Source organism: Bradyrhizobium sp. 172 (assembly GCF_023101065.1).
Taxonomy (GTDB): domain Bacteria; phylum Pseudomonadota; class Alphaproteobacteria; order Rhizobiales; family Xanthobacteraceae; genus Bradyrhizobium; species Bradyrhizobium canariense_D.
This window is the reverse complement of sequence record NZ_CP064702.1, coordinates 291,969-310,875: the sequence shown is the minus strand read 5'-3', so window position 1 is coordinate 310,875 and position 18,907 is coordinate 291,969. Positions and strand designations below refer to the sequence as shown.

Below are 18,907 nucleotides of genomic sequence, written 5' to 3'. Positions count from 1 at the left end.
CTTTGGTGGTGGTGGACGCGGCGCCGCTGCTCGTCATGTGCCAAACGTGTGCCATGTAGAAAATTGTAATGGTCGGCAACCAATCGGAAGGCAGCCTCGCAACCAATTGATACTGCGCAGTAAAATAGAGAATTCGCGGTAATGCGTGGAAATCGCTTGTACTACATGAAAAAGCTCGCCAGAGGCGGAGCTAATTCATTGATTTTCTTGGGAAAGTTTGGTTGCGGGGATAGGTTTTGAACCTATGACGTTCAGTTTATGAGCCTGACGATTGCCAAAGGGCTATTCAACACGCTGGCCTGCACGCCAGCCCATCTCCCAGAAGTCCGCCTCGAGGCCCCAAGAATCCGATCCCTTCAACGCGTCATCATAGCGCCGAGGTTGATTACGATCGCCAGAGAAAGAGGATCATGAATGCGCTCTCGTCAGGGGAGGTGAAGCCTCTGCCCGTTCTTTAGAAAGCGCTTTGGAAATCGCGGCCTGGTCACCTGGAGCGGGAGCGTTCGGATATAATCGACAAGTTCAAGAAGGCCCTTAAATCGTCAGCTGAAGTCGTGTTTGGATCTTAAGTCAGAGGCGACGCTGACGTTGCCCTATACGGCACCGCAAACGGCATGGACTACGAGCAGTTCACGCGGCGCTTCTCCGCGCGGTCGGTCCGAAGGCATCTTCGTGACGCCCTTTGAGCAAGGCGAGATCGGGCCAGATCTGTTCTGGGCGGCCTGCCGGATAGGAATCGAGGACTTGATCTCCAAGCGCCGGAAGTACCCCTACAAGGGCAGCCGGTGCGAACACTGAATTAATCTGAGGAACGAGTGCACCCGGCATTCAGCCGCGTGATAGGTCAGTTCTGAGGCGCTGCCGGCGCAGCGCCGCCACTTACCCCGATCATAATTGCTCGCGGCCAGTCGACCGGGCTTAGAATGCTCAGCATCTCATGCCGAAGCGTGAGCTGCTGGCGCAAATTGCTCAATCGACATATCCTGCGGGACTATCCTCCGCCTACCAGATCTGTGCAGTGCGAAGCGCTCGCTATAATTCGCAGGCGTCAACCTCCTCGTCCGAGAACTTCTCGGACTCCAGCTCCAGCCTGTTCTTCGCCCCTTCCAGCTCCCCGATTATGAGGACGTAGTCTTCGAACGTGCTCGACGGGCCGATGTGCTTCTCGATCAACCGCCGCAGCTCGCCCGCGAACTGATACTTGCTGACGGTCATTCGCTCGACCATGCTGCAATCCCCATCGCGCTTAAGCCCATCAGAGATGCAACAATAAGCACTAGACTAAGGTAAAGCAGAAGTTGAAAGATCAAGTCACCGTCACGGTCCAACATCATATCTCCCAGCGGCGTTGCCCCATGTTCTGGCTGGCGCACGCTGACTTTGCCAGATCTTGCGCCTTTGCTCCCCAGACAATGTACGCAACTAGTCTCGGTCACATGAGAGCGTTGTCTCGGCTTCACATTTGCGTGGTTTCAGCATAATATTGGAGCACTTCGGACAATCGATCAATCCAATAAGTCCCGTTATCGCGCTCAAATCCTGTTGGATCTCCGGATCCTTCGGTGGATTTCAACGCCTCTACTAGTGGCGGACCTGCGGTCAGCACTGGTCCTGCTTCGTGATCGTGCTGGGAGCGTCCGCGGCGGCAGCAAGATCGAAAATCTGATGCGGACTGACATCAGGAACTGCAAGCCATCAAGCCGGCTTGCGCCACCGACATGGTCCGTCACTCCCAGTCTTCATTGGTCAATTCCCGGGAAGTCATGGATTTCATTAACGCAAGCGTGCTTTGTACCGGAGACCGTCTTTCGGCCTTCATTCTGAGATGATGAGAATCGCTACCGAGGAGGAGCGCGAGACCAACTCGAAAAGCGCGCCTTCAAGCCAGCGCATCGGCTGCATCGCTGATGCCAGCGTAGATTTCGTCGAGATCTGCCGCGGTGACGCAATAGGGAGGCATCACGTAGATGGTATTGCCGAGCGGGCGCAGCAGCAGATTTCGGTCGTTAAAGAAAGCCTGAAGCTTCGGACCGATGTCCGCCAGATAGCCGCCATCGCCCGTTGTCAAATCAAGCGCTGTGATGGTTCCGGAACGACGAACGTTTTCAAAGCGCGCGTCGGCGCGGAATGGCTCAATTGCCAGCTCTTGCATGGCGGCGAGCGAAGCGGCGCGCTCGCGAAAGTCCCGATGCCACCAAAGATCCAAGTTCGCTTTTGCAGCGGCACAGGCTACCGGATTCGCCGTATATGAACTCGAATGATAGAACGTACGCATACGATCTTTCGAATAATGCGCGTCGAAAATGTCTGCACGGCAGAGCGTAACCGCGAGTGGGAGCGCCCCTCCCGTGAGACCTTTCGAATAGCAAGCGATATCGGGCGCGACATTGGCCTGCTCGCAAGCAAATAGCGATCCGGTGCGGCCCCAGCCGGTCATGACCTCGTCGGCAATGAACAGCACGTCCGACGCCTCACAGATCCGCTTCATCGCTGTTAGCACCCAGGCTGGGTACATCAGCATCCCGCCCGCTCCCAATATCAGAGGCTCCACAATAAAGGCGGCTGGCATTTCGTTTCGGCATGCCGACTCGAGCGCAGCGAGTGTCGCCTGCTCACGACCTCTCGCGGGGAACGGGATCGAGGTAACATCGAACAGCAGCGGACCGTACGCCGCGTTGAACACGCCTCTGGCACCAACGGACATCGCCCCAACCGTATCGCCGTGGTAGGAATGTTGCATTACGACAATGCGTCTTCGCTGCTGACCGATATTATGCCAATACCCGAGTGCCATTTTCAAGGCGACTTCGACACTGGTGGAGCCGCTGTCGGAGAAGAAGACATAGTCGAGACCACGGGGTGCGACTTTCAACAGTTGCGCAGCAAGCTCCTCAGCCGGATCGTGGGTATAGCCGGCAAAGATGATCTGATTGAGCTTACCGGCTTGTTCCTGAATGGCGCTTACAATATGGGGATGGCAATGACCATGCGTTACGACCCACCAGGATGAGATTGCATCGATAATACGGCGCCCATCTGCGGTGTGGAGATAAGCACCATCAGCACGCACGACCTTTGTCATTTCGCCTTGAAGCGCGTGTTGCGTGAACGGATGCCAGATTGGCGACTTTGTCGTCGGCATCACGGCTCGAAATCATCAGCACGGAATGAGGCTTGGAATGCGGCCTGCAGCGTGTCTGCCGTGAGGGGAGAAAGCCATGGCAATCGCCCTAGCCAGCGCACCCGCCCCATCTCGCGAATTGCAACCTGAGTCTCAGCATTTCTTTCGCCAATGAAGGCCATCCCAAGAATGCGGATTTCGCGTTTTCGGAGAGCCTCTATCGACAGCAGCGAGTGATTGATGGTGCCCAGCGCTGTGCTTGCGCAAAGCACCACTGGAAGCCGCCATCGCTCGAAGACATCAATGTAGAGTGTGTCGCCGCTCAGCGGCACCATCAGCCCGCCCGCGCCCTCGATCACCAATGGCCGCTCTCCTGTATTGGGCACATCGAGCAAATCCGCCTCGATGCGAACTCCGTCAAGTTCGGCAGAATGATGGGGAGAAGCGGGGGTCCGAAGGCGGTAGCGTTCCGGCAGGATGCGATCGGCCGAGAGACCGCCAAGACAAGAGACGACCTCGGTATCAGTTTCTCCCTCGAGGCCAGCCTGAATCGGCTTCCAATAGTCCGCTCCGAGAAGATTGGCGAGCCCCGCGGAAAACACCGTCTTTCCAATTCCGGTACCTGTGCCCGTCACGACGATTTTGACACTCATTGAAGCTCGCCTTTCGTCTCCTCGATCAAGGCATCGAGCATTGCACGCACGCCGTCCTCCCCCACGTTAAGCGTCAGTGAAATTCGCAACCGGGCCGTGCCCGCCGGCACGGTTGGCGGCCGGATTCCGCGGATATCGAACCCGCGCGCCTGCAATGCAGAGGCGAGCCGCATCGTGCGCGCATTGTCGCCTACGATGCATGGTACGATCTGCGAATCCGAAGGACTTTTCCAGCCGCGCTCTCTCATCTCCCGATGCGAGAACGCGACCAGCTTGGTGAGACGCTGCTGTCGCTCGGGTTCCTGCTGCAGGATCAGAATCGCCTCCCTCACGGCGACAGCCATCAGCGGCGATGGCGCGGTCGCGAAGATGAATGGACGGCAACGATTGACCATAAAGTCTCGCAGCACGCCGGACGCAGTGACGAGCGCGCCGGCCGCGCCCAGCGCCTTGCCGCAGGTATGAACGACCAGCAGATTTTCGCGTCCCTCATAGGGCGCGGTGAGTCCTCGTCCCTGCTCGCCGTAAACGCCTGTTGCGTGGGCCTCGTCTACCATCAGGAACGCATCATGCCGGTCGGCGAGCGCGACCATATCCTTGAGAGGCGCAAAGTCGCCGTCCATGCTGTAGAGACTTTCGACCACGATCCAGATCCGGCCCATTCCGCCACCGGCCCGCCAGTCACGAATCGCGCTTTCGACCGACTCCGGATCGTTATGCGAGCTTGTCCGAAAGTCGGCCCGGCCAGCTCGCGCGCCTTCATGAATACTCGCGTGCACCAGAGCATCAAGAACGAGAAAATCGCCTCGCTGCGGCAGCGTTGTCAGGACAGCGAAATTTGCGACATAACCGCCGCCAAAAAAAAGCGCTGTCTCCGCCCCAAAGAAACTTGCAGCGTCTGCTTCGAGACGTTCGTGCTCCTCGCAATTGCCTCGCAAAAGCCGCGAGCCGCCGGCACCGATCGGTGTACCGGCCTCGATCGCGTCCAAGACAGCCTTTTTCATGCGCGGTGCGCTCGCCAGCGCGAGATAGTCGTTCGACGCGAAATCGATCCCCGCACGCGGCTTGAGGCCGCGCAGCCGGTCGTCTTCTTTCAGGGCATGCAAGGCTACGACATAATCGGCAACTTTGGTCGCATGGATTGGATTCATTCTTCACTCGGACAGTAGCGATCGATCTTACAAAGGGTCTGATGGCAGCGAAGAACAAGGCTTCAGTTTCGGGCCCTTGGCTTCAGCCTGGCAAGATGCGATTTGCTCGGTCGACCAGCACAACGTGCGGCTTGAAATTGTTTGCTTCGGCTCCATCAAAGGAGGCATATGCAACGATAATAACTTTGTCTCCTGGCATCGCGAGTCGCGCTGCCGCACCATTCAGACCTATGATGCCTGATCCTGGAGGCGCTTCGATCACATAGGTGGCAAACCGCGCTCCGGTATCGATGTTGTAGATTTCAACGCGTTCGTTGATCAAGAATCCAGCAGCATTCAGCAGCGCACCGTCAATCGAAATCGAACCTTCATAGTGCAGGTCGGCTTCGGTGACCGAGGCGCGATGGATTTTGCCTTTCATCAAAGTAATCTGCATTTCTCGCCCAAGCTGGATTTCCGCGCGGCCGCGCGCTGCTCTGATTGATTCAGGCCAGGCTGGACGCGATGCCGAGCCGGTCCAGCAAGTTCGCGTCGCGATCGCGCTGCGGGTTCTTGGTGGTCAAGAGTGTGTCGCCGATGAAGATCGAATTCGCGCCGGCAAAAAAGCACAGCGCCTGCAGTTCATCGGTCATATACTGCCGTCCAGCGGACAACCGGACGACGCTCTTCGGCATCATGATCCGAGCGGTCGCCACCAGGCGGACCAGCGCAAAGGGCTCGGGACGCTCCGCGGTGTCGTTCACGGGCACGCCCTCGACCTCGTTCCACATGTTGATTGGAACGCTCTCTGGATGGCTGGGGAGATTGGCGAGCAGCACGAGCATGCCAAGGCGGTCCTCGACGCGCTCGCCCATGCCGACAATGCCGCCGCTGCACACCTTGATACCGGCCTCTCGAACATGTGCGAGTGTGTCGATGCGATCCTGCAAAGTACGGGTGCTGATGATCTTGCCGTAGAACTCCGGCGAGGTGTCGACGTTGTGATTGTAGAAGTCGAGTCCAGCCTCAAAGAGCTGTATGGCCTGGTTCGGGGTCAGCATGCCGAGCGTGACGCAGGTTTCCATTCCAAGACCTTTGACCGCGCTAACCATATCGCAGACCTGATCGAGATCGCGGTCTTTTGGACTGCGCCAGGCCGCGGCCATGCAGAAGCGGCTCGCGCCGGCATCTTTGGCGCGCTGTGCGCTGGCGACCACATCGGCGCAATCCATCAGGCGGGTCGCTTTCAGACCGGTCTGGTAATGCGCGCTCTGGGAGCAGTAGCCGCAATCTTCCGGACAGCCGCCCGTCTTGATGCTGAGCAGGCTTGCGGTTTGGACGTGGTTTGGATCGAAGTTGTCGCGGTGAACGCTTTGCGCCCGAAACATCAGGTCGGCAAACGGCAGGCTGTAGAGCGCTTGGGCCTCGGCGCGCTCCCAGTTACTGCGGAGCTGTGCGCCGATTCTACTGTCGTTCCGTTCTACTCTCCCAGAGGCAATCATTAAGACTTGCGTTCCCATCAATGATTGATCATAGATTATACTGGCGATTATCTATGATCGTTGACCTTCGCTTGATGCTAATCCACACCGCCTGCGAACGCACCCGTTTTTTCGATAGATAATCTATGATGACCGACAGCGAGAGTACGACCGTTGCCTGGCGCATTGCCGAGTCAATCGGAGAGCGCATCATCAGCGGCGCCATCCAGCCAGATGCCCCGCTGCGGCAGGATCATGTCGCGCGGGAGTTCAACTCGAGCCACGTCCCGGTACGCGAGGCTTTTCGGCAATTGGAGGCGCAACATCTTGTCGTCGCTGTGCCCCGTCGCGGCGTTCGGGTTGCCCCGCTTGATACCAATTCAGTGAAAGAGATCGCCGAGATGCGTGCCGCGCTCGAAGTGGTCGCATTGCGCAATGCGGCGCCAAAGTTCACATCCACCCATTTGGCACGAATTGAGCTTGCCCTGATTGAAGGAGACAATGCCCAGACGATTCAGGATTTTGAGATGGCCAACCGCGCCTTTCACCAGGCGCTGGTGGCGCCGTGCGCGATGCCGCGCCTGCTCGCCAGTCTCGACGGACTACAGCTTGCAAATTCGCGATTGGTGTTCGCGATGGCGCGCAATGCTGGGGGGCGACCGCGATCCAATCAGGATCACCGCCTGATTCTGCAGGCACTGCGAGCGCGCAACGTCGATCAAGCCTGCAACCTGCTCTCACGCCACATTCAAACGATTGAGCGCCTTGCCCTTCCCGCGTCCTGACCAGAATGAGATTGGCGGGCTCCGCTTCAGACCGCAGGCCATCGCAAGAGTGTCAAACCCTGTCTGTTTGCCGCGCGAGGCGGCATGTGGCGCCAGCGTTGCAGCGGGCTCGATTCCAAGATAGCTATGCGATCTGCTCGCGATTTTAACCTATGGCCATCCATGATCCGTCACATCGTCTTGTTTACCGCCAAAGATAAGGCCCATATCGACCAAATGATCGAAGGCCTATCGCTTCTCACCACGATCTCGCATGCCCGGCGGCTCGAGATTGCTCGCAATCGCAAGGCCGACCAGTTCGGCAACGATATCGACGTCGTGGTCTATGGTGAGTTCGACAACGAGACGGAACTCGCAGCCTACAAAGCGCATGACCTCTACCAGGAATCGATCAGGCGAGCACGACCGCTGCGCGAGCTGCGCCTCGCGGCCGACTATGACTTATCAACAGATGCGCGTTTCGTCTCAGCGGCAGGCGTAGTCCAACTTAGTCCGCGCATCGCATCCACCGACGGGGCTTAGCCTGACACTCAATCTCGAGAGCTTGCGGCGCTCCGACCAGCGTCGCTCTCGTTGTGGTCGGGATCATATTCGAAGCGTGTCTCACAGCACGCCAGTCGCCGGTGACTCATAGCCGATGCACGTCCGTGAACTACAGTGGATTGAGCCTATCACAGCGGTGCAATGTCTCGCGCATCGACCGCACCTCTCGTTTCTCGATAGCGCAGCAACGCATGAGTTGCTCGGGCGTTACTCATATGTGACCTGCGATCCAATCAGCACCTACATAGTCGCGGGGGGACGGGCGAGTTGCAACGGCGAAGATATCGATGGCGATCCATGGGAAGTTCTTCGCACTCTTCTCGCCAACTATCCGCAAGAGCATCGTCCCGATCTCCCGCCATTTCAGGCAGGCGCGGCTGGCTTCTTCGCTTACGATTTGAACAGGACGCTGGAGCGATTGCCCGCGCCGGCAATTCCCGGTCAGCGTTTGCCCCAATCCATTCTGAATCTTTATGACGTGGTCGTCAGCTACGACCACCGGGACAACAGATGCTGGATCGTCTCGACCGGATGGCCGGAGCAGGATCCCGCACGTCGCGGCGAGCGCGCACGTCGTCGAGCCGATGAGTTTGCAGCCCTGCTTGCCAACCCAAAGTCGCCGCGGATTGTGCTCCCTGCCACAGCGGGTGCATGGAATTCCAACTTCAGCCGTGAAGCATACATTGCGGCGGTACAGCGCGTCATCGACTTGATTCTGGCCGGAGACCTCTTCCAAGCCAACATTGCGCAGCGCTTCACGGCCAGGCTGTCGACTATGTTCGATCCGCTCACCTTCTACCGCCAACTGCGGTCATTGAACCCGGCACCTTTTGGGGCCCTCCTGCGGTATGGCAAGCTGACCATCGCATCGAGCTCGCCTGAACGATTCCTGAAGCTCGACGGAACAAAGGTCGAAACACGACCGATCAAAGGCACGATCGCGCGTTCCGCTGATTCCAACGAAGACAAGCGCCGCGCCAACATGCTCGTTGCGTCCGAAAAGGATCGTGCCGAGAACATTATGATCGTCGACCTCCTGCGTAATGATCTATCACGTGTTTGCACTCCACATTCAATCGACGTTCCAGCCCTGTGCGATCTCGAGTCCTATGCCTCAGTGCATCACCTCGTCTCCATCGTTACGGGTATACTTGCGGGAGACGAAGATGCGGTCACCCTACTTCGAGCTTGCTTTCCTGGTGGCTCCATTACCGGGGCGCCCAAGGTGCGATCGATGCAGATAATTACGGAAATCGAGCGTGTGGCGCGAGAGGTCTATTGCGGGGCGATCGGTTTCATCGGCTTCAACGGGCAGATGGACACGAACATCGCGATCCGCACTGTAACGATCGACGATGATATGGCTGTGTTTCATGCAGGTAGCGGTATAACGGCGATGTCGGACCCGGCGGCAGAATACGAGGAGACGCTTGCCAAGGCGCAGCGAATCTTTGACGCATTTCGTGCTGAAACATCCGGTGCGCTTTGATTGTCATCATCGACAACTACGACTCCTTCGTCTTCAACATTGCCCGCTATTTCCATAAGCTTGGTGAAGCAACGGAAGTATTCCGGAACGACGCGATGAGCGTGAGCGACCTTGTTGACCTCAAGCCGCGCGCAGTGGTCATCTCCCCCGGTCCGTGCACTCCAATTGAGGCCGGAGTATCTACGGCCGTCGTCCGCGAACTTTCGGGTCGCGTTCCAATTCTCGGCATCTGCCTCGGACACCAGTGTATTGGGAGCGTATTCGGCGGACGGGTGGCGCGTGCACGTCGCCCTATGCACGGTCGGTCCTCGTATGTAACGCATGACGGCCGAGGGCTATTCAGGGAGCTACCGTCGCCACTTTGCGTTGGTCGCTACCATTCTCTTGTTGTTGAGCTCGATGAGTCATGCGCACCGAATCTTACGGTGAGAGCGCGTTCCGACGAGGGCGAGATCATGGCCCTCGCACATCGCTATCAACCAACTTTTGGTGTGCAGTTCCACCCGGAATCGATACTTACCCAAGACGGGCACGTGGTGCTTAAAAACTTCTTGCGACTCGCAGAGACTTATCGCTCGCAGCAGGATAAGACAGCAACGTGAGGTACGTGGGTTGGAGTGGGGCTGCTATCTCGCGAGGCCAACTATTACCCGGCGGCCAGTGCGAGGGCGCTCCGCAGCCCGGAAGGTGGGTGCCGCGCTGCGGAGAACAGCGCGCTACTACGTTCGTTTCCGCCGGCCGGCGGGGGGCGCTCAGCGACTCATGGGGCTGGGCTTCGTGCCTCTGCGCTATTTACAACGTTGCGTAGAACAATTTCAGACAGCTGCACAACCAACTGTTTAAGACGCGTAATCTCTTGCTTGCAGCGTTCAAGCTCGCACTGTTCGTCGGTCATGAGCGACATTTCGCGGCGATCTCTATTTGCGGTAACATGATTCATCTAGATGCACCGGAGTTGACGCTGGTCGTCGAGCATGCCCCAAGAGATCGTATGCATTTTCGCAATGAGTGGCGAGCTCACGCCTAAATCCTGCGTTTGACTGCTATCTTCAGGGATTTCATCGCCTCCATCAGAAGCGGCGGGAGACCGATCGATCTGCAACCAACTTGTTCGGTAGTCGCGGTCTGACCGTGCCCCGCGGATTTAATCCAGTTTGAAGTTCGTACTGGCCCACGACACGGACTGGAGCATGAAGCGCAGCCGCTTTTCGGAACAGCGGATCATAGGGATCTGAAGGAGCATGAGACGGGCGTATCGGGGCAGAGCTCATAGGCAGCTTGGCGCCGCTACGGGGCAGATACGGTCGAGCAATACGTTGTCGATGAGGTGCGTCGAGCCGATGTAGGCTGCCGCGCACAAGGTGGCAGGCCGATGTAGCGGGCTCTCAACTGGCTCGAGCGTATCGGCGTCGAAAAGCTCGATATATTGCAGGCGGTCGACGGTCTCCAGATATTGTTCGGCGATAACCAGCAGCTCTTTCCCGTCGCGCTCTCCTGCCTGAAACTCAGCGCGCGCCGCGAAGAGGCCACCTCTGATGGCGCCGGCGCGCCGACGTTCTTCCTGGATGAGATACCGGTTGCGACTGCTCATCGCGAGTCCCGTCGGTTTTGCGGATTGTGGGGACCGTGACGATCTCAATTGTGTTTCATTAGTGATTCGTCACCCGCCCTGATGCCGTAGTTGCTTTCCCGTCATGTTCCGAAACATTTCGACGTTGCGCAGCGTGTAGATCAGAATGGCATAGGATTCGTTTTTGGCCTTCTTCTGTTTGCTGCGTGTCGGCAGATTCATGCTCGTCTCCAGCGTCGAAGGCGGCGTTCAACATAGACGACAGGGTCGGCGGTGGACAACCGACGACCCGATCTGCCTTGTTCTGACCCATAATTCCTCCGGGATCCTCTTTCACAACGGGATCCTCTTTCACAATTCAACCCTGAAGAGATCGTGCGCGACCCGCTCCGAGGCCGTACCTCGGATGCGTGTCTTGGCCTCCGCACTGCCGGCGCGCAGCTTGCCACCGACGGCGAGATCGGCAAGTCCGCGAACCGAGAAGGATGTCGCGCCACAGCGGCGGCCGAGCGACTTGATCGACGTCGTCGGCCACCGGATCCACCAATACTCGAGGCAGGCGGGCCTCCCGTCGATATCAGCTGCCACGTACACTTTGCCCGAGAGGTTCACCTCCCAATAGACGTCGACGCTCTGCGACGGTTCGACCCAGACCGTGACCACATCGCTTGCCCGCGATCCAGTCAGCGGCAACATCAAGAGCACGACCAGGCCAAGGATGCTTCGCTTCATAGATTCCACTCCTGTCTCAAGGCGATGCGAGGGGCTGATGGCCCCTCGAACGCGCGGTCGTTAGAGGTCCCGCGGAGGGCGCGGTCTGAAAATCAGCGACCGTCCTTCGGATTTGACATCGAAGAACCGGTCGGATCCCGCGCCGGTGAACACCCGGGATCGCCGGTCGAACGTTGTGACGTCGATGTGGAGCGACCGCAGGTTGGGCGGCAGTTCGAAAGTTTCGTCGCGATTGCAGCTCAACTCGCCGGTCCGGGTCGGCCCGTCTTCCTCTCGGGTCTCCATCCTGTAGACAGGCAGGCTGATCGAGCAATCGACCCAGGCGTCGTGGGTGCCTAGCCAATTGTCGCGGTTATCGACCCGAGCGAACATTGTGAGCCCATTCTCGGTAATCGACGCGTCTTCAATACCTTCGCAGCGGCCGTGATCGCCACCGCCAGGCAGCAGATGGATGTCCTCGCGCCGCGTAAGGTCGAGACGCCAACCGAGGGCGGCATCGGGTGCTGCAACGGCCCGCGGGACCCGCGAATTCCGTCTGCGGAACTGGCCCAGATTGATGGTACGCATGTCGGTCATCTCGTTCTTGAGGACGAGTTCGACCTCCGCATAAAAGTCGAATGCCTTCTCTGCGACGTCGCGACGGTCATGATTTCCTCGATGCCCAGAAATTCGAAGCCGAGCTGGCCCTCGGCGCCTACATTGAGCTTGTTCATCAGGCTCGCGGCTTCGTCCCAGATATCGACGAGAGTCTGCAGAGCGGCCGCGGCGCAATACAGATTGCAGTTTTCTTCGGCGGTCAGGGTCTCCTTCTCATGGGCCGTGAGCGCTTCCCGAATGTAGACGAGGTACAAATCGCCAATCAGAGAAGCATTCGTGGTGAAGCGGAACTGGAGCTCTTCGGCCGCGTCGTTCTTGTCGAATGTGGAAGGATCGAACTCCGAAATGTTCGCGCGTGCTCGCTCCTCCTGCTCCCGAAGCTGCCGCATCAAGGGCATGATGCGACGCGGGCACGAATGAAGGGGCACTTCGTCGTGAAGGGTATAGGCCGTCACGAATGCATCCGATTCGAGCTTTGGTGAGAGCCGGATTCCCTCGCGGCGAAGACGCTCGATCTTGTCCTGAAAGTTCGTGATATCTCGACCCGAAGCTCGTGGAGCCGACTGTAGGGGATCCCGCTTGCCTGCCCGAAATAGCCTTCCGTGTCGGCGTACATCGTTCTACCTCCGTGTCTGCCCGCCGCAGTTTGGCTGGCTCGCGGAGGCCAATCGGGGTTTTCGCGCGAAAATCCCAAAGTGAGTGTTCCGGTGGGATCGACGGCCGGGAACCGACATGTGGGGGCTTCAGAGCCGGACCATGGCGTTCGAGAAATGGAGCTACGTTGTCGCGTCCTTGGTTGTCCTACTTGTTTGATATATTATTATTATCACAACGGCCGTGACGATAAGAATAGTTATCGAGCTTGAAACTGGAGGCATGTCCGTGATATATCATTCTTATCGAAACGATCCTTTGATTAGGATTATATATCATGTCGTATCCGAGCGAAGAGCTTGTCCGGACTGTCCAGGCGAAACGCACGCAAGAGCGCATAAGCCAGCGTGCGTTGGCGGTCCGATCGGGTCTGACCCAGGCGCACATCTCCCAGATAGAGACCGGCCGGGTCGAACCGGGCCTGTCCAGCTTCATCCAGATGGTCCGGGCACTCGAGCTCGAGGTCGTACTCGTGCCCAAGAAGCTGCTTCCCGCGGTGGAGGGCATCCTGCGCTCAAACTTCAACGAATTCTCCCTTGAGGAAGGACCCTCAAACCTCTTCGTGAAGGCCGAACGCATCGTTTCCGGACAAAGGAAGCGCTACGGTAGCTCCGCTGCGCTCGACCGCATCGCCGAATACTTGCGCTTTCTGAAGCAGGTCCATCTTTCGAAAGCTGACCTGAACCTTGTCCAAGACGTCGTCGATACACTGCGAGGCTATCGCGCCGAACCTATCCCCAACCCAGTGCTGGAAAATTCGGCAGGCGTGTTGCAAGGTCTACGCAACCGGATCGCGCATCCCGTAGAAGCCCCCCGCCCTGCCTACGCTCTCGACGAAGAGGATGACGATGCCTGACGTATCGGTCCTGGACGTACGCCTGCACGACAACCCGATCGCGACCCTCACGCTCATACAGGGCGACCGGTCGCTGCTCGCCTTCAACCAGAGCTACATCGACGACGCCGCACGCCCAACGTTGAGCCTGTCCTTCAAGGACACGTTCGGAAATCTGCTCACCTCATTCAAACCGTATCAGCAGGTCGTTCCGCCCTTCTTCTCCAATCTTCTGCCGGAGGGACCGCTGCGTCGCTACCTCGCGGAACGCGCGGGCGTGAAGGAAAAGCGCGAATTCTTTCTTTTCTGGATGCTGGGCCGGGACCTCCCGGGCGCCCTGTCAGTCCATCCGGCGGAAGGAGAAGCGTTGCCTTCCCAAGTCGAGGAGGATCTCACACCGGACGAGCGGCAGAACTTGCTGCGCTTCTCGCTCGCGGGCGTGCAGCTGAAGTTCTCGGCACTCAAGAACGATCCCAAAAACGCCGGTCTGACCATTCCCGTCGAGGGCGTCGGCGGTTCGTGGATAGTCAAGCTTCCGTCCCATCAGTACCCTGGCGTGCCGGAAAACGAATTCTCCATGATGACCCTGGCGAAGGAGATGGGCATGGAAGTGCCCGAGCTCCAACTGATCGACGTCGAGTCGATCAAGGGGCTTCCGGAAGGAATCGGCGAGCTGAAGGGACGTGCGCTCGCCGTCAAGCGGTTCGACCGCTCCGCCGACGGACCGGTCCACATGGAGGACTTCGCGCAGGTATTCGGCGTGTTTCCGGACGAGAAGTACGACAAGGCCAACTACCGGAGCATCGCGCGCGTTCTCGGCATCGAGACCGGCGAAGCCGGCGTCGCCGAGTTTGTCCGACGCCTCGTGTTCAGCACGCTGATCGGCAACGCCGACATGCATCTGAAGAATTGGTCGTTGATCTACCCCGACCGCCGCACGCCCGTCCTGTCCCCCGCCTACGATTTGCTATCTACGATACCCTACATCGCGGTCGACAAGATGGCGCTGAACTACTCGCGCACGAAGAAGATGACCGAATTCTCCAAGGACGAGCTCACGCATCTGGCGGCGAAGGCGAAGATCTCGGAAAAGCTGGCCGTCGACACGGCCGCGGAAATCGTCCAGCGCTTCAAGAAGATATGGTCGGAACGCAAGGGCGATCTCCCGCTGGAAAAGAAAGTCGTCGAAGTCGTCGACGCACATGCCGCTTCGATCCCGATCTACAGCGAGTTCTGAGCCGTGGCTTACTTAGCCGGATCGAAGGGCGGCAGCGCTGACATACAACCCCACGCTGGTCATCACTGTCTCTCCCGTTCAATCGGATGGGCCACGCCACGCCTTCCAGGATCGTTTTCGGCAAGCCATGCGCTTGCGGCCTCCTAGGTGGCAAAGACCTTTATCCAATCCACATCGCCCGCGCGCTTATGACCATGCTCGTAAATCCAGACAGACTCTTGTCGTTGTTGAGCGCCGCCTCGTTGACCTTCTCACGGTCTAACCGATCCTCAGGCGGAAGGTCCATGACAGCGTGGTACGATTTAGCCGGGGTCGTGCGCCGATCACCCGGAGGCTTTCCCGCCCATTCTCTCCATTGGTCGAACGCATCAGTCATCCCAAAATTTTCCTCAATCCCTTGAAGAACGGATGCCGCACTTTTCCTTCGGCGCTCTTGGTCCTGTACTCGATCTCCGCCAGCAATTGCGGTTCACCCCAAATGCCTCGCTGCGCGATGCGCTTCGTGTAGGGTTGTGTCTTGCGCATCAGCGGGTTGAGTTTCTTCTGAAGCTCCTTCGCGTCGGCTGGCGAAAAGCCGTGATCAACTTTGCCCGCGTAGATCAGGTCCTCGCCCTTGCGGCGACCAAGGTAGAGGCCATCCCATTCTTGTGGTTAATCAGACAGCTCTCCCGCTTGAGCAGAGCATGCAGCCGCCGATAACCGAAGCGGCGATGCTCCTGGGCGATCGCCCGCATGCGCTGGCGAAGGCTGGTATCGTCAGCCCGGGTGGTTTGGTATCTCACGGTCATGCGGCAACAGCCGATGGCTTTACACGCCTGCCGTTGGCTCATCCCGAATGCCTCTCGCAGATGGACGACAGGTTCCGCTCCCCCCGCGGGCGTTGCGCGCCGTTTACGGAGTCGAGATCAATCCACTAGCTGTCGCTACAATCCACCGGTTGCCCCAACGCACGATCGAATCGATTCGCCCGATGCCGGGAACTGTATCGCCGCGCATGGCCATCCGAACCCCATCGGGCCCTCCGAGAACTGCCGTTCCGCCGCGAACGTCAAGAACGGTCCAACCCTCAATGGTTGCTGGTCTTGTCTCCGGGGCAGGCATGAGAGGTCCGCTGGGCGCTATCGAGCCGGTCGCCGTCATATCTGCTTCGATGGCCTGAGAAACGGTGCTCGATACGTCCACGGATTGATGAGCCCTGTCGGACCATGTGGCTGTAGGTTCGGCGGAAATGCTCGCTCCATCTGCGGAGAATTGACTTACGCCTGGCGGTGTTCGCAAACCCAAAGTCGATACCGTCTTTCGCGGGCCTCCGGTCCTGCGGCCTGACTTCGTTTCGGCGATTCGACGCGAAGGCGTTTCTGTCTGAGTGGTTGAATTGAGCGACCCGAAAGTTATAGGACCGTACCCACCAAAACCGGCAGCCCATCCCAACGCAAAACCAGCGATCACCGCGCCTGCGACCAGCCAATTGGTGCGCGTTCGATCGCCGTCTGCTTTCAATAATGCAAGAACCTCTTCTCGGCTGGCACTCGAGAAATCCCGCGCGCTCAGCGTCACACGCGCCATTGGGTCTTCGCTGGCTTCAGCGACCCTCGCCTCGATCTCTTCCCAGGTATTCGCCTGGCGCAATCGCATGACCGAATCCCTTGTGGCTCCCCAATGATCATGCTGCGAACTGAATCAATCATTAACGGCGAATGAGCCGCCAGATCAATATTGATTAGAACCATTGCGCAGCGGGCGACTAGAGGTGGGTCATGAATCGCACGGCGGCGATAAGTTCAGCTTTCTTAACAGGGGATCCAGCCCGTCCGAACGGCACCGCTTAGTCTCAGTCTGCTTTAGAGGCTGATCAGCCGCGCCCTTTCTTGGTCCTTTCGCGGTGTCGGCTCTTTTGTTTGCGGCCCTGGCGTTCAGGTCATGGGGATCGTGCCAATGACGAGGGGTAAAGTCGCGACGCGGTGGAAGAGCGACTTGCTTTGGCGCGGATGGCGGTAAATCAGCTTGCTCTTCTTCGCCAGGCTGGACGTACGCAACATCCGCGCGCTCACCGGCAGCTGGCATATCCAGTTTGATTGTGAATGGCAGGCGATCAGCCTTGTTACCGGCTACTATTGGCATGACCACATCGGCCGCGGGCGGCGGCCCGGATTTCTTCGTGGCTGCAGCAATAGCGCCCAGTCCAACTAGGCAAGCCACTCCAAGCACGACGATTCTAATCACGTGGCGGCTCCCGGTGCAGAGCGTCCCAACGGTCATGATCAGTTGGTCCAAAATGAGGCTGCTCGCTTGGTGTGGTTAACCCACGCAGCGTTAAGCTGAAACATGGGCTCGTGGGTTGGAGCAGTAGCTGAGTAAGCTTCGAGCGAGAAAATGCAACGGGCCGAGTTCTTCGATGTTTCGTCCGAGCGTTGGCAAGCCAAGGTCAGCGGAGCTGTCACTCTTGATCATAAATCTGCTAAGGCCTCCAATCGTTAGAATGCGGCAGCGGCAGGCTAACTTTCAGTTGACTTGCTTCACCGCTGGCACACGATGGTCGCTCACCAAAAGGAGGAGATCATGCTCAGTCGCTTGCTCGCTTCGGCTTTCGTCCTGGCAGGTGCCAACACAGCCATTGCCGATGATATGAAAATGCCGATTAACTCTGGTGAGCTTAAATGGGAGGCAGCACCACCCACCTTGCCGACATCGCGGTACTCTCGGGCGACCCGTCCAAAGAAGGGCTGTTCGTTCTCCGCCTAAGAATGCCAAGCGGTTATAAAATTCCCGCCCATAATCATCCAACAGATGAAGGCGCTACCGTCATATCGGGCAACTTTCACATCGGAATGGGCGACAAACTCGATGAGAGGAAAGCGATCGAGCTAACAGCGGGCGGATACGCCGAAGCGCCTGCCAAAATGAACCACTATGGTTGGACAAGTAGTCCTTCCGTTGTTCAAATTCATGGCCAAGGGCCACTCGGGATAACTTACGTCAATCCCGCAGACGATCCGAGTAAGAAGTAGCGAAGTAAACGAATCGTCTCTGTGTCGCGAGGCAAAAGAAAAGCCCGGACGGTGGTCCGGGCACATTTGTTAGTCGTTATCGTGATGAATGACGGTTTTCTCTCGGCTGCCGTCCTCATTCTCTTTCTTAATGACGGTCGTTCTATCACTTTCCCGATGCTCGGGCTCCTTGATGACCGTTGTGCGGTCCCGATCAACGGGCCGGCGCTCGCGAGACTCTCCGACCGTGACGCCTCCGCCCACCGGACCGGCCTGAACGCCGACACCGACTTCATCCGCGATTGCGGGTGTCGCGATTGCACTCACGATCGCCGCAGCAAACAAGTACTTGCGCATCCTATTCTCCTTCACTTGTCGAGTTGGAGAATGTCTGCGTGCGACAGTTCGTTCCAAGAACAACGGGCGTCAAGCTGCTCATTGTTTACGCAAGTTCCCGTTCCGGGTGAGGCCTTGGATTGGGCGGAACGATTGAGGTTTATCAAACCGCAGGTCTCTTCCGAGCATTGGTTGCGCCGTCTCTCGGAGTGGCTGAGTGGCATCGGATCTGAAGTTCTGGATGGGCGGGGCAGCATCGCGATGATGGCCGCCGACGCCGACTTTCGCAACGCATGGACGGATGCCAACGAAGCAGGCTCACGGGGCACGCGTTTCGTCGCTAAGCGGATCGCCAAAAGGGCCTCCGGGTCGGGCCGAAGCTGCTGGCCGAGGTCGAGTACCGCGCGAAGTGGGCGGAGAAGAAGGTCCGGCCACCCGATCTTCAAGGCCTGCGGGAAGATTTGTGATGGGTGCCTGGGATCGCCGCAGGAAGCAAGCCGACTCAGCGCTCGTTGCGCATGTAGGGGCTACGCTCGCTGATCTCCCGGAGAGCGGGATCGTCATATAGATCGACGCCTGCGGGTGCCCCTTGCTTGCCAAACGCATCGAAGCCGGCGCGCTGCTCCCGAATGGCGAGCATGGAGAAGAACACAATCACCACCCCAGCGACGGCGATCAACATCGACCAGCTGCGCTTCATGTGCGCCTCCGTCGGGCGAGAGCTCGCCTACGATACCGTACCGGTGGTCCGTTTGCG

General features: G+C 58.4%; 20 protein-coding genes and 5 pseudogenes. 10 read left to right on the top strand and 15 right to left on the bottom strand.

The genetic code is table 11. From position 1 onward, the window contains the following. Window positions 1-488: 488 nt before the first annotated feature. Window positions 489-644 (top strand): annotated as a pseudogene (locus IVB07_RS40105) (ArsR family transcriptional regulator); the annotation flags it as partial. Between the two features lie 388 nt (window positions 645-1,032). Here IVB07_RS40105 and IVB07_RS40100 read toward each other — a convergent pair. The 6 genes from IVB07_RS40100 to bioB form a co-directional block, all read right to left on the bottom strand. After that, window positions 1,033-1,227 carry a hypothetical protein gene (locus tag IVB07_RS40100; protein WP_247399128.1) on the bottom strand — a complete coding sequence of 65 codons (195 nt, stop codon included), beginning with the start codon at window positions 1,225-1,227 and terminating at the stop codon, window positions 1,033-1,035. A 652-nt stretch (window positions 1,228-1,879) separates the two neighbouring features. Continuing rightward, a complete protein-coding gene (locus IVB07_RS40095; RefSeq protein ID WP_247767932.1) occupies window positions 1,880-3,142 on the bottom strand; it encodes an adenosylmethionine--8-amino-7-oxononanoate transaminase in 1,263 nt (420 codons plus the stop codon). Beyond that, window positions 3,142-3,774: a dethiobiotin synthase gene (gene bioD / locus IVB07_RS40090; RefSeq protein WP_247767931.1), complete on the bottom strand. Its 633-nt coding sequence runs from the start codon at window positions 3,772-3,774 to the stop codon at window positions 3,142-3,144. Before bioD ends, IVB07_RS40095 begins: the two co-directional genes overlap by 1 nt. Next, window positions 3,771-4,925 carry an 8-amino-7-oxononanoate synthase gene (locus IVB07_RS40085; RefSeq protein ID WP_247767929.1) on the bottom strand — a complete coding sequence of 385 codons (1,155 nt, stop codon included), beginning with the start codon at window positions 4,923-4,925 and terminating at the stop codon, window positions 3,771-3,773. The genes bioD and IVB07_RS40085 overlap by 4 nt, the downstream gene beginning before the upstream one ends. Before the next feature lie 82 nt (window positions 4,926-5,007). Next, window positions 5,008-5,361 carry an aspartate 1-decarboxylase gene (gene panD / locus IVB07_RS40080; protein WP_247300100.1) on the bottom strand — a complete coding sequence of 118 codons (354 nt, stop codon included), beginning with the start codon at window positions 5,359-5,361 and terminating at the stop codon, window positions 5,008-5,010. A 49-nt stretch (window positions 5,362-5,410) separates the two neighbouring features. Then, window positions 5,411-6,406: a biotin synthase BioB gene (gene bioB, locus IVB07_RS40075; protein ID WP_247768025.1), complete on the bottom strand. Its 996-nt coding sequence runs from the start codon at window positions 6,404-6,406 to the stop codon at window positions 5,411-5,413. A gap of 125 nt (window positions 6,407-6,531) precedes the next feature. Between bioB and IVB07_RS40070 the strand changes: the two genes are divergently transcribed. The 4 genes from IVB07_RS40070 to IVB07_RS40055 all read left to right on the top strand — a co-directional run bounded on the left by IVB07_RS40070 (window position 6,532) and on the right by IVB07_RS40055 (window position 9,804). Beyond that, window positions 6,532-7,170 carry a GntR family transcriptional regulator gene (locus IVB07_RS40070; RefSeq protein ID WP_247300099.1) on the top strand — a complete coding sequence of 213 codons (639 nt, stop codon included), beginning with the start codon at window positions 6,532-6,534 and terminating at the stop codon, window positions 7,168-7,170. A 162-nt stretch (window positions 7,171-7,332) separates the two neighbouring features. Further along, window positions 7,333-7,692 carry a Dabb family protein gene (locus IVB07_RS40065; protein ID WP_247300097.1) on the top strand — a complete coding sequence of 120 codons (360 nt, stop codon included), beginning with the start codon at window positions 7,333-7,335 and terminating at the stop codon, window positions 7,690-7,692. A 115-nt stretch (window positions 7,693-7,807) separates the two neighbouring features. Further along, entirely contained in the window at window positions 7,808-9,202 is a 1,395-nt protein-coding gene (gene pabB / locus IVB07_RS40060; RefSeq protein ID WP_247767927.1) for an aminodeoxychorismate synthase component I, read from the top strand. Further along, complete coding sequence (locus tag IVB07_RS40055; RefSeq protein WP_247282191.1) at window positions 9,199-9,804, top strand: aminodeoxychorismate/anthranilate synthase component II; 606 nt, start codon at window positions 9,199-9,201, stop codon at window positions 9,802-9,804. Before pabB ends, IVB07_RS40055 begins: the two co-directional genes overlap by 4 nt. Before the next feature lie 665 nt (window positions 9,805-10,469). On the opposite strand, the pseudogene IVB07_RS40050 reads toward IVB07_RS40055, so the two are convergent. The 5 genes and pseudogenes from IVB07_RS40050 to IVB07_RS40035 form a co-directional block, all read right to left on the bottom strand. Beyond that, window positions 10,470-10,842 (bottom strand): annotated as a pseudogene (locus IVB07_RS40050) (pantoate--beta-alanine ligase); the annotation flags it as partial. Window positions 10,843-10,862: 20 nt separating this feature from the next. Beyond that, window positions 10,863-10,994: a hypothetical protein gene (locus IVB07_RS40565; protein ID WP_256465066.1), complete on the bottom strand. Its 132-nt coding sequence runs from the start codon at window positions 10,992-10,994 to the stop codon at window positions 10,863-10,865. A 129-nt stretch (window positions 10,995-11,123) separates the two neighbouring features. After that, window positions 11,124-11,504 (bottom strand): hypothetical protein, encoded by a 381-nt coding sequence (locus IVB07_RS40045; RefSeq protein WP_247282192.1) that lies wholly within the window; start codon window positions 11,502-11,504, stop codon window positions 11,124-11,126. Window positions 11,505-11,564: 60 nt separating this feature from the next. Next, entirely contained in the window at window positions 11,565-12,071 is a 507-nt protein-coding gene (locus IVB07_RS40040; RefSeq protein WP_247767925.1) for a hypothetical protein, read from the bottom strand. A gap of 5 nt (window positions 12,072-12,076) precedes the next feature. Beyond that, complete coding sequence (locus tag IVB07_RS40035) at window positions 12,077-12,556, bottom strand: hypothetical protein (protein WP_247767924.1); 480 nt, start codon at window positions 12,554-12,556, stop codon at window positions 12,077-12,079. 476 nt (window positions 12,557-13,032) lie between these two features. Here IVB07_RS40035 and IVB07_RS40030 point away from each other — a divergent pair, with 476 nt between their 5' ends. Continuing rightward, window positions 13,033-13,611 (top strand): helix-turn-helix transcriptional regulator, encoded by a 579-nt coding sequence (locus tag IVB07_RS40030; RefSeq protein ID WP_247767923.1) that lies wholly within the window; start codon window positions 13,033-13,035, stop codon window positions 13,609-13,611. Further along, window positions 13,604-14,827, top strand: coding sequence for a type II toxin-antitoxin system HipA family toxin (locus tag IVB07_RS40025; protein WP_247767921.1), 1,224 nt, complete (start codon window positions 13,604-13,606; stop codon window positions 14,825-14,827). Before IVB07_RS40030 ends, IVB07_RS40025 begins: the two co-directional genes overlap by 8 nt. Window positions 14,828-15,199: 372 nt before the next feature. On the opposite strand, the pseudogene IVB07_RS40020 reads toward IVB07_RS40025, so the two are convergent. Next, window positions 15,200-15,472, bottom strand: a pseudogene (locus tag IVB07_RS40020) (DNA ligase); the annotation flags it as partial. Further along, window positions 15,472-15,684 (bottom strand): annotated as a pseudogene (locus IVB07_RS40015) (IS3 family transposase); the annotation flags it as partial. The pseudogenes IVB07_RS40015 and IVB07_RS40020, both read right to left, overlap by 1 nt. Window positions 15,685-16,831: 1,147 nt before the next feature. Between IVB07_RS40015 and IVB07_RS40010 the strand changes: the two are divergent. Both IVB07_RS40010 and IVB07_RS40005 read left to right on the top strand, forming a co-directional pair. Continuing rightward, window positions 16,832-17,017 carry a hypothetical protein gene (locus tag IVB07_RS40010; RefSeq protein WP_247367787.1) on the top strand — a complete coding sequence of 62 codons (186 nt, stop codon included), beginning with the start codon at window positions 16,832-16,834 and terminating at the stop codon, window positions 17,015-17,017. A 467-nt stretch (window positions 17,018-17,484) separates the two neighbouring features. Next, window positions 17,485-17,835 carry a cupin domain-containing protein gene (locus IVB07_RS40005; protein ID WP_247767920.1) on the top strand — a complete coding sequence of 117 codons (351 nt, stop codon included), beginning with the start codon at window positions 17,485-17,487 and terminating at the stop codon, window positions 17,833-17,835. A 69-nt stretch (window positions 17,836-17,904) separates the two neighbouring features. Here IVB07_RS40005 and IVB07_RS40000 read toward each other — a convergent pair whose 3' ends face one another. Then, a complete protein-coding gene (locus tag IVB07_RS40000; RefSeq protein ID WP_247767919.1) occupies window positions 17,905-18,171 on the bottom strand; it encodes a hypothetical protein in 267 nt (88 codons plus the stop codon). 335 nt (window positions 18,172-18,506) lie between these two features. Here IVB07_RS40000 and IVB07_RS39995 point away from each other — a divergent pair. Beyond that, window positions 18,507-18,617: pseudogene (locus tag IVB07_RS39995) on the top strand (DNA ligase); the annotation flags it as partial. Between the two features lie 35 nt (window positions 18,618-18,652). On the opposite strand, the gene IVB07_RS39990 reads toward IVB07_RS39995, so the two are convergent. After that, on the bottom strand, window positions 18,653-18,850 hold the full coding sequence (locus tag IVB07_RS39990) for a hypothetical protein (protein WP_247300081.1): 198 nt from the start codon (window positions 18,848-18,850) through the stop codon (window positions 18,653-18,655). Window positions 18,851-18,907: the final 57 nt, after the last annotated feature.

What these genes read in the sequence shown, in the direction of transcription:
- IVB07_RS40000 (WP_247767919.1), bottom strand. Translation starts at nt 18,171, where the DNA reads ATGCGCAAGTACTTGTTTGCTGCGGCGATCGTGAGTGCAATCGCGACA.
- IVB07_RS40025 (WP_247767921.1), top strand. Translation starts at nt 13,604, where the DNA reads ATGCCTGACGTATCGGTCCTGGACGTACGCCTGCACGACAACCCGATC.
- panD (WP_247300100.1), bottom strand. Translation starts at nt 5,361, where the DNA reads ATGCAGATTACTTTGATGAAAGGCAAAATCCATCGCGCCTCGGTCACC.
- IVB07_RS40005 (WP_247767920.1), top strand. Translation starts at nt 17,485, where the DNA reads ATGGGAGGCAGCACCACCCACCTTGCCGACATCGCGGTACTCTCGGGC.
- pabB (WP_247767927.1), top strand. Translation starts at nt 7,808, where the DNA reads ATGCACGTCCGTGAACTACAGTGGATTGAGCCTATCACAGCGGTGCAA.
- IVB07_RS40040 (WP_247767925.1), bottom strand. Translation starts at nt 12,071, where the DNA reads ATGCGTACCATCAATCTGGGCCAGTTCCGCAGACGGAATTCGCGGGTC.
- IVB07_RS40070 (WP_247300099.1), top strand. Translation starts at nt 6,532, where the DNA reads ATGATGACCGACAGCGAGAGTACGACCGTTGCCTGGCGCATTGCCGAG.
- bioD (WP_247767931.1), bottom strand. Translation starts at nt 3,774, where the DNA reads ATGAGTGTCAAAATCGTCGTGACGGGCACAGGTACCGGAATTGGAAAG.
- IVB07_RS40095 (WP_247767932.1), bottom strand. Translation starts at nt 3,142, where the DNA reads ATGCCGACGACAAAGTCGCCAATCTGGCATCCGTTCACGCAACACGCG.
- IVB07_RS40565 (WP_256465066.1), bottom strand. Translation starts at nt 10,994, where the DNA reads ATGAATCTGCCGACACGCAGCAAACAGAAGAAGGCCAAAAACGAATCC.
- IVB07_RS40030 (WP_247767923.1), top strand. Translation starts at nt 13,033, where the DNA reads ATGTCGTATCCGAGCGAAGAGCTTGTCCGGACTGTCCAGGCGAAACGC.
- IVB07_RS39990 (WP_247300081.1), bottom strand. Translation starts at nt 18,850, where the DNA reads ATGAAGCGCAGCTGGTCGATGTTGATCGCCGTCGCTGGGGTGGTGATT.
- bioB (WP_247768025.1), bottom strand. Translation starts at nt 6,406, where the DNA reads ATGATTGCCTCTGGGAGAGTAGAACGGAACGACAGTAGAATCGGCGCA.
- IVB07_RS40045 (WP_247282192.1), bottom strand. Translation starts at nt 11,504, where the DNA reads ATGAAGCGAAGCATCCTTGGCCTGGTCGTGCTCTTGATGTTGCCGCTG.
- IVB07_RS40100 (WP_247399128.1), bottom strand. Translation starts at nt 1,227, where the DNA reads ATGGTCGAGCGAATGACCGTCAGCAAGTATCAGTTCGCGGGCGAGCTG.
- IVB07_RS40085 (WP_247767929.1), bottom strand. Translation starts at nt 4,925, where the DNA reads ATGAATCCAATCCATGCGACCAAAGTTGCCGATTATGTCGTAGCCTTG.
- IVB07_RS40065 (WP_247300097.1), top strand. Translation starts at nt 7,333, where the DNA reads ATGATCCGTCACATCGTCTTGTTTACCGCCAAAGATAAGGCCCATATC.